This window comes from Mesorhizobium sp. M4A.F.Ca.ET.022.05.2.1 (assembly GCF_003998845.1).
Classification (GTDB): domain Bacteria; phylum Pseudomonadota; class Alphaproteobacteria; order Rhizobiales; family Rhizobiaceae; genus Mesorhizobium.
The window spans coordinates 1-8,479 of sequence record NZ_RZOJ01000270.1 but is presented as its reverse complement, the minus strand read 5'-3'; the positions used below and the strand labels follow the sequence as shown (position 1 = coordinate 8,479).

Below are 8,479 nucleotides of genomic sequence, written 5' to 3'. Positions count from 1 at the left end.
GATCCATGGTGTCGGCATGGGCGCGGCGATCTGGCGGCCGCAGATCGCCGCGCCCATGCCGACACCATGGATCAGCAGAACCGGCGCGCCGGAACCGGCCCGGATGAAGCCGGTGGCGTCAGGAGCCTTGCCCAGGGCCAGTGCGGCGGCGTCAGCCATGCAGATCCCCGAGTTCCTTCAAGTCCTGGTAGCGGTCGCCGATGCGATGATGCGGGCGGCCGCCGATCGACGCGCCGAGCGCCACCACCAGCTCGTCTGGGGCTGGCGCATCGCCAATCTGGAAATGCACCGTGAGATAATGCGAGCGGCGACCCTCATCGTTCTTGTCCATAAGCGGGATCATGATCGGCGTGTTCGGCCCGCCGCGCAGATTGGTGAAGGCGAGATAGGTCTTGGCGCCGACGGCGCGGCGATAGTGGTTGCCGAAATGCAGTGTGTGGATCAGCGCCGAAGCGTGCTCGACTTCGCCCGACGTGCCGCAGATGGCGGCCTTGCCGTAGCCTTCGATCGCTTCGCCGGAGCCGGCGACGCCAATGATCTCATTGGTCAGCGTTTCGCCGAGCACCGGGGCAACGGCGCGGATCTCGGGCGACAGGTCCTCAGTGAATCCGCGTCCGGCCCACGGGTTGGTCAGCACCGCCGCGACGCCGATCAGGCGCAGCGGCCGGGGCGCCGCCTTGCCGCCTTCGATCAGCGTGTTCTCGACATAGGTCACGATCTTGCGGATGGCCGGTTTCATGAGATTCCTCGGACGAAACGGCGCAATGCGGTTTCGTCGTTTCTATCGACGTCTTATGGTATACCATAATATGGAGAGCCAAGTGCCTTGTCAATCGGCCATGGAATCTGTTTTTGTGGCGAGGCGAGAGCGTCTCACCGTTTCATGGAAACGGCCAACCGCTCTATCTCTTTGTTTTGAAGCGCAATTCCTGACAGAACACTTTTCTGGAATTGCTCGTAGAGGGCGGAAGAAGAATGCCTGACGACACGCTTCGGATCGACCGCTCTGCCAAGACGCTACGGACGCTGGCGCTGGAGCGCATGCGCGAGGCGATCATGGATTTCCACTTCCAGCCCGGCGAGAGGCTGGTCGAGCGGCCGCTCTGCGACCAGCTCGGCGTCAGCCGTTCGGTCGTACGCGAGGTGTTGCGGCAACTGGAGGCAGAGGGCCTGGTGCAGATGGTTCCGGGCCACGGACCGGCCGTGGCCAAGCCGGACCTCGGCCGCACCGACGAGATCTACGAACTGCGCGCGCTGCTGGAAGGCATCGCCGCGCGCGCCTGCGCGACGTCGGCCACCAAGGAGCAGATCGCTCTCCTTGACGACGCCCTGGAAAAGCTGCTCGAAGCCTGGGCCTCGGGCGCCCCGGTGGAGGTCATGCGGGCGACCGCCAGCTTCTACGAGGTGCTGTTCGAAGCTGCCGACAAGCGCATCGCCTGGGAGATCGTCACCGGGCTCAACGTTCGCATCAATCAACTGCGTTCGATGACCATCGCGTCGGAGAACCGCCGCGAGCCGGCCATCGCCGAGATGAATGCGATCATGGACGCCATCCGCTCACGCAGGCCGGAGGAAGCGGAGGCGGCGGCGCGGCGACATGTCGAGTCCGCCTGGCGGATCGCCCGGGATGCGCTTCGGCTGGGGTCGTTGTAGAATCCCGGCCGGCAAGAAAACGGCCCCGCAGGCGGAGCCGTTTCATCCATTGCGATACCGGCAGGCCTATTTGCTGCCGCCGTTTGCCTTGACGCTGCTGCAGAACTCCGGATGACTGTTGGTGGGATTGGCGTTCTTCGCTTCGTCATCGCAGGCCGACATCATCGCCATCTGATCTTCCGGCGACAGCGCCTTCCAGGCCTTCACGAAATCGTCGTTGCTAACCATCGTCTTCATGGTGGAGTCTGTATAGAAGGGCTGCATCTTGGCCGGGTCGTCGAGTGCCGACGTGCCAGTCTCTCCTGCGGCCAACGCGGAGCCGGCGACCATCGAAAGCGCCATGGCGCCGAGCCATATCATCTTGATGTTCACGATATATCCTCCTGTTGCTTTGGGATCGTCGAAGCAACGATCAAAGGCCAAACGACAGGTTTGGACGAAGGTTCCATGATGAAGCGGATTGCGAGATGATAATTCTGCCAAGATAGGATCTAGCGGAAAATGAACCTTTTTGATCGCCCCGCGTTCGATTTAATTGTTCTTCGCCGCCGCGTGCAGCGAGTTGCGAAGGGTGGCGTTTGCCCTCAATTCTTGTCGACCGGCTTCGACCGCATCCTGGAAACGGTCTCGCGTTCCGCCCGCTTGGAGCGCAGCGGCGGCAGCCCGCGGTCGATCAGGTCCATATCCTCCAGCACCATGTCGCCCATGCGCTTGAAGGCGACGTCGAGCGCGCCGGCGCGGTGAGCGGAGCGTAGGAAGCCGGGCAGCCCGCGCACCGGATGGTCCCTGGCCAACGGCTCCTCCGGAAAGACATCGCTTGCGGCGACGATCTGACCGCTGCGAACCGCCTCCATCAGCGCGGGGAAGTCGACGACACCGGCTCGGCTGAGCAGGATAAAAGCGGCGCCCGTGCGCATTTTGGCGAAGGCCTCGGCACCGAGGAAGCCCTGGTTCTCGCTGGTCACCGAGGCGACGACGAAGACGAAATCGCTTTCCGACAGCACCTTGTCGAGCGAGGCCGGCTCGACGCCGTTGTCGATGAGGATCGACGGCGGCAGCCAGGGATCGAATACCCTGGTGCGGGTGCGGAAGCCAGTCAGCAGCCGGTTCAGCGCGCGGCCTAGATCGCCGAAGCCGATGATGCCGACTTCGGCGCCGCTCAGCAGCCGCGCGGTCGCATTGCCGTCGCCGCCCCACAGTTCCTTTCCCTCCCGGAAGGCAAGGTCGGCATCGACGATGTCGCGCGCCAGGTTGAGCGCCATAGCGAGGCCGAGCTCGGCCACCGGCTCGGCGAAGACCAGCCCGGTGGTGACGACATGGATGCCGCGCTGAAACAGCGTATCGTAGGGCATGTTGTTGACGAGATTGGTCTCGACATTGAAGATGCAGCGCAGCACCTTCAGCGCCTCCAGCGTCTCGGAACTGATCGGCGGCTGGCCGACGATGTAGCGCGCCTCGGCCAATATGTCGGAAGGCAACCCTGCCACCATCTCAGGCGTTGTTTCGACGATGCGATATTTTTTGCGAAAGCGTGCCAACTGCGGCGGTGTGAAGATCAGTTCGAGGGTGCGCGGCTCAGGCGCGCTGATGACCAGCGGCAAGGCATTTTTTGACATGATGTTTCCTCCCGGCGCGACCGGACCGTGCCATTCACAACCGTGTTTTACTCCGGATTAAACGATTTACAACTTTGAAAAATCGATTTATCGATTGATGTGGCAAGCCTCAGGAGGAGGACATGGCGAACAGGGAGGCCCAGCAGCGCCGTGCGTCGATCCACGACGTGGCAAGCCGTGCCGGCGTGTCCGCCGCCACCGTCTCCAAGGTGCTGGCTGGCGTCACCACGGTGAGGCCCGAAAACGCCCAGCGCGTCTTCGATGCCGTCGAACTGCTCGGTTACCGCGTCGATCCGCTGGCCTCCGACATGCGCCGGGCCAAGCGCCGCATCATCGGCGCCATCATGCCCGAGTTCGAAAGCGAGTTCTTCGGCCAGATGGTCAGCGAGCTCGAGGGTCTCGCCGAGCAACGAGGCTTCACGCTGGTCGCCGCCTCCAGTCGTGAATCGGAAGCGCGCGAGAAGGAGATCCTTGCCCGCATGCATGATTGGCGTGTCGCCGGCGTGGTGCTGGCGCCGGTGCGCAATGAGCATGGGCCGGCGGCCGGCTTCATGAAGGCCAATGGCATGACCGGCGTGCTGATCGACCGCGTCCTCGCGGACGATGCTTTCGACACGGTCTCTGCCGACAGCGCCGCGGCAAGCGCCGAGGTGGCGCGCGCGCTTGTCGGAAAGGGCCATCGCCACATACTGGTCGTCGGCCTCGGGCAGCAGGCAGCGACGGTGCGCGCCCGCCTCGAAGGGTTTCGCAACACCGCGCTGAAACTTGCTCCGGACGTCCGCATCGACGTCGTGCTTTCGGAAAGCGAGGTGGAGCCGCTGCGGGCGCTGCTCAGCGACTATTTCAGCAAGGGTGAGCGGCCGACGGCGGTCTATTCGCTGTTCCTCAAGGGCACGCTCGTGGCGCTCTCCGAATTCCGTAGGCGGGGATGGCATTGCCCGGACGACATCTCGCTGGTCGGCTTCGACGACGCCGAATGGATGCAGGTGACCTGGCCGGCGATCGCCGCGGTGGTGCAGCCGGTGCGCGAGATAGCCAGCAATGCGATGGACGTGCTGTTTCGCAGGATCGAGGGCGAGGGCGGTCCGCCAAGGGCGCGGCTCGAACCCTGCAAGGTGTTGATGCGGGAATCCGTTGGCTCGCCAGGCAGCGGCCCGCATTCCGGGGGAGGAAACCGACAATAGCCCCCATTGTCGAAAACCGAGTGGCGCCGCACCTGGCTTTGGCTCGTGGCGCGTAATATCAACAGGGAGGAAAAGGTGACAGCATTCGTTCTGAAGATAAATCGATTTACGATTGCCTTAGGCATCGCGCTGGCGATGTCGGCCGTTGGCGCTGCCAAGGCCGAGGACGGCGAATACGGCGTGCTGATGAAGACGCTGGCCAATCCGTTCTGGGGCGCGATGGGCCAGGGCGTCGAGGATGGCGCCAAGGAAGCCGGTGTGAAATATTTCCAGCAGGCGGCCGAAAGCGACCAGGCGGCCGAGCCGCAGCTCAACCTCTGCAACACGATGCTGGAGCGCAAGCCGGGGGCGATGATCACCGCGGCGATCAACTCGACCAACCTGTTGCCGTGCCTGAAGGCGGCGCAGGATGCCGGCATCAAGGTCGTCGACCTCGACGGCAATCTCGATCCGGCGGTCCTCGACAAGGAAGGCATCAAGATCACCTTCCGCATCGGCTCCGACAATGTCGCGGCCGGCGGACAGGGCGCTGAATATCTCGTCTCCAAGCTCGGCAAGGACGCCAAGGGTCCGGTGCTGGTGATCGAGGGCCTTTCGGGCAACATCACTGGTCAGAAGCGCGCCAAGGGTTTTGCCGACAAGCTCAAGGAACTGGCGCCGGGGCTGGAGATCGTTGCTTCGCTGCCCGGCGACTGGGATCGCGGCAAGGCGGCCTCGATCGCAACCGATACGCTGACCGCGCATCCTGACCTCGTCGCCATCTTCTGCGCCAATGATACCATGGCGCTAGGCGCCGTGGAATCGGTCTACGCGGCCGGCAAGGGTGAGCAGGTGACGATCATCGGCGTCGATGGCAATTCGGATGCGGTCAAGTCGATCAAGGAGGGCCGCCTCAACGCTTCGGTGGCGCAGCTTCCCTATCTGGTCGGCAAGCAGGCGGTCGAGAACGTCAAGAAGGCGCTCGCCGGCGAGAAGGTCGAGGAGAGCATCGCCGTGCCTACTTTGGTGCTGACCAAGGAGATGCTCGACGCCGGCAAGGAGCCGATGCTGCAATATGTGAAGTGAGCAGGGAATAGGCAGTAGGCTGTAGGCTGTAGGCTGTAGGGGAAGCAAGCGGTTCCTGCCGCTCGGATCGCTCTCATATTTGCCCTACTGCCTAGTCCCTACTGCCTACTGCCTTACGGCCGCTCTCAAAGGTGCAAAGACATGGCTTCTGAACAGCCCGGTTTCTGGGCTCGGGTGCAGCGCGCATCCGTCGAACGGCTCCACATCAGGCTGGAGTCGCTGCTGGTGCTAGTGGCGCTGAGCGCGGCGATGGCGCTGCTGTCGCCGTTCTTCCTGTCGCTGAGCAATTTCCTCAACATCCTCTTGGCGACATCGACGATCGGCGTGCTGGCCATCGCCGCCACCTTCGTCATCGGCTCGGGCGGGCTCGACCTGTCGCTCGGCTCGGTCTTGGGCCTTGCCGGCGTGGCGGGCGCCTTCGTCGCGGTCAATCTCGGCTGGCCGTCGGTCTTCGCGGTCATTGCCTGCATCCTTGCCGGCGCCATCGCCGGTTATATCAACGGGCAGCTCGTCACCCGCGCCTTCGTGCCGGCCTTCATTGTCACGCTCGGCATGCTCGGTCTGGCGCGCGGCCTGGCTCTGGTCATCTCGCAAGGCAGGGCGATCTACGGGCTGCCGTCGGCGATCGTCTATATCGGCCAAGGGCGGCCCTTCGGCATCCCGATGCCGGTGATCATCCTGGTGCTGACGGCGATCGTCGCGCATTGCGTGCTCGGCTATACGCGCTTCGGCCGTCACACGCTGGCGCTGGGTGACAGCGAGGGCGCGGCGCGCGCCGCGGGCATTCGCGTCGAGCACCACCGCCGCATCATCTACACGCTGTCCGGCGCGCTCGCCGGCCTCGCCGGCCTGCTGTTCACCGCCCGCGTCAATGCCGGTGACCCAACCGCCGGCATCAACTATGAGCTCACCGCGATCACGGCGGCGATCATCGGCGGCACCAATTTGTTCGGCGGCCGCGCCTCGATCCTCGGCACGATGATCGGCGCGCTGATCATGGGCGTGCTGCAGAACGGGCTGACGCTGCTTGCGGTGCAGTCCTACTATCAGCAGATGGCGATCGGCGCGGTGCTGATCCTCGCCGTCTTCATCGACCAGTATCAGGTCCGGAAGGAGTCGCGCGTATGATGCTTCTTTCGCTTCAAGGCATCCGCAAGAGTTTTGGCGCGGTCGACGTGCTGCACGGTGTCGATCTCTCGGTCGCGGCTGGCGAGGTGGTCGGCCTCGTCGGCGACAATGGCGCCGGCAAGTCGACGCTGATGAAGACCATCACCGGCATCTACCGTGCCGATTCCGGCTCGATCGAATTCGACGGCAAGGACATCCTTGGGCTCGACCCGGGCCAGCGGCGCGAGCTCGGCATCGAGATGATCTACCAGGACCTGTCGCTGGCCAAGCAGCAGGACGTGGCGTCGAATATCTTTCTCGGCCGCGAGCCGACCAGGAAGGTGTTCGGCCTGTTTCCCGGCTTCGTCGACAAGGCGGCGATGGACCGCGAGGCGTCCAGGATGATCGAGCGGCTCGGCGCGCGGCTACCGTCGATCAACCGGTCGGTCGGCTCGTTCTCGGGCGGCCAGCAGCAGACGGTGGCGATCGCTCGCGCGCTGACCTTTAATCCGAAGCTGGTGATCATGGACGAGCCAACGGCGGCGCTTGCCGTGCGCGAGGTGCAGAGCGTGCTCGACCTGATCCGGCGGCTGCGGTCGGAGGGCATCGCCGTTATCCTGATCTCGCACCGGCTGAACGACGTGCTGTCGGTCACCGACCGCATCGTCGTGCTGCGCCACGGCCGCGCCGATGCGGATCTCGTCACCAGCAAGACGAACATGAACGAAGTCGTCAGCCGCATCGTCGGCGGCGGCGATATCAGCGCCGCGGCGGCGCATGAACAACGAGGCTAAACATATGAACACTTTTGGACTGCACACTTTCGCCATCGCTCCGGTCTGGGACCTTGCCCGCATCGAACCGCAGATGGACCGGCTGAAGGAACACGGCATCGGGCTGATGGAAATCCCGCTGCTGCGCCCTGAGGAGATCGACACCAAGCGCACGCGCGGCTTCGCCACGCACTACGGCGTCGAGCTGATCCCCTCGCTCGGCCTGCCGCGCTCCCTCGATGTGGTCGAGCGGCCGGACGAGGCGCTCGACTTCCTGCAGCCGGCCTTCAAGGTCTGCAATGAGGTGGGCAGCGAGGCGCTCGGCGGCGTTACCTATGGCACGATCGGCAAGACTACCGGCCAGGCGCCGACGCGCAAGGAGATCGACGGTATGTGCCGCTTCCTCGAGCGGGCGGCGAAGTCGGCGAAGGCGCGCGGGCTGAAGCTCGGCATCGAGCCCTGCAACCGCTACGAGACGCATCTGATCAACCGCGGTATCGATGCGACCAGGGTCATCGAGCGGGTCGGGGCGGAGAATATCTTCATCCACCTCGACACCTACCACATGCATATCGAGGAGGAGAGCTTTGCGGCCGGCTTCGAGGCGGCCGCGCCCTTCCTCGGCTATGTGCATGTGTCGGAGGCAAACCGCGGCGTGCCGGGGCGCGGCATGATCAACTGGGCGGCCTGCATGAAGGCGATCGCCGACATCGGCTACGAGGGGCCGATCACGCTCGAAAGCATGAACCATGTCGACGTCGACATCGCCGGCGGACTGGCGGTGTGGCGCCCGGTGGCTGAAGACCCGCGCGACGTCATCGAGGTCGGCCTGCCGTTCCTGCGCGACGAGGCGAGGAAGGCAGGGCTGAGCCTCGGCAGATAGAAGGTCGCCAGGCTCTCCGTCAGAACGGGTAGTGCTGGCCGGGATCCTCGATCGTCACCCAGCGCAGGTCGGTGAATTCGGCGATCGAGGCCTTGCCGCCGAAGCGGCCGTAGCCGGAACCTTTGACACCGCCGAACGGCATCTGCGCCTCGTCGCCGACGGCCGGGCCGTTGATGTGGCAGATGCCGGCCTGAATGC

Annotated in this window: 10 protein-coding genes; 6 read left to right on the top strand and 4 right to left on the bottom strand. The window is 64.4% G+C overall.

The genetic code is table 11. The annotated features are described in order from the left end of the window. Nucleotides 1–151: 151 nt before the first annotated feature. Entirely contained in the window at nucleotides 152–739 is a 588-nt protein-coding gene (locus tag EN745_RS24140; RefSeq protein WP_126058973.1) for an amino acid synthesis family protein, read from the bottom strand. Nucleotides 740–975: 236 nt separating this feature from the next. Here EN745_RS24140 and EN745_RS24135 point away from each other — a divergent pair, with 236 nt between their 5' ends. After that, entirely contained in the window at nucleotides 976–1,653 is a 678-nt protein-coding gene (locus EN745_RS24135) for a GntR family transcriptional regulator (protein WP_126058974.1), read from the top strand. Between the two features lie 66 nt (nucleotides 1,654–1,719). On the opposite strand, the gene EN745_RS24130 is transcribed toward EN745_RS24135, so the two are convergent. Continuing rightward, complete coding sequence (locus EN745_RS24130; RefSeq protein ID WP_126059409.1) at nucleotides 1,720–2,025, bottom strand: hypothetical protein; 306 nt, start codon at nucleotides 2,023–2,025, stop codon at nucleotides 1,720–1,722. A gap of 212 nt (nucleotides 2,026–2,237) precedes the next feature. Then, nucleotides 2,238–3,269, bottom strand: a complete 1,032-nt coding sequence (locus tag EN745_RS24125) for a hydroxyacid dehydrogenase (protein ID WP_127422432.1) — start codon at nucleotides 3,267–3,269, stop codon at nucleotides 2,238–2,240. Between the two features lie 122 nt (nucleotides 3,270–3,391). Here EN745_RS24125 and EN745_RS24120 point away from each other — a divergent pair, with 122 nt between their 5' ends. The 5 genes from EN745_RS24120 (at nucleotide 3,392) to EN745_RS24100 (ending at nucleotide 8,281) form a co-directional block, all read left to right on the top strand. Then, nucleotides 3,392–4,453, top strand: a complete 1,062-nt coding sequence (locus tag EN745_RS24120; protein WP_127422431.1) for a LacI family DNA-binding transcriptional regulator — start codon at nucleotides 3,392–3,394, stop codon at nucleotides 4,451–4,453. Between the two features lie 75 nt (nucleotides 4,454–4,528). Then, a complete protein-coding gene (locus EN745_RS24115; protein ID WP_245487819.1) occupies nucleotides 4,529–5,518 on the top strand; it encodes a substrate-binding domain-containing protein in 990 nt (329 codons plus the stop codon). Between the two features lie 141 nt (nucleotides 5,519–5,659). Beyond that, nucleotides 5,660–6,646 (top strand): ABC transporter permease, encoded by a 987-nt coding sequence (locus EN745_RS24110; protein WP_127422429.1) that lies wholly within the window; start codon nucleotides 5,660–5,662, stop codon nucleotides 6,644–6,646. Further along, entirely contained in the window at nucleotides 6,643–7,419 is a 777-nt protein-coding gene (locus tag EN745_RS24105; protein WP_127422428.1) for an ATP-binding cassette domain-containing protein, read from the top strand. The genes EN745_RS24110 and EN745_RS24105 overlap by 4 nt, the downstream gene beginning before the upstream one ends. 4 nt (nucleotides 7,420–7,423) lie before the next feature. Beyond that, complete coding sequence (locus EN745_RS24100; protein ID WP_127422427.1) at nucleotides 7,424–8,281, top strand: sugar phosphate isomerase/epimerase family protein; 858 nt, start codon at nucleotides 7,424–7,426, stop codon at nucleotides 8,279–8,281. Between the two features lie 19 nt (nucleotides 8,282–8,300). On the opposite strand, the gene EN745_RS24095 is transcribed toward EN745_RS24100, so the two are convergent. Then, the coding region (locus EN745_RS24095; protein ID WP_127422426.1) for an aldehyde dehydrogenase family protein at nucleotides 8,301–8,479 on the bottom strand (179 nt) is incomplete at its 5' end.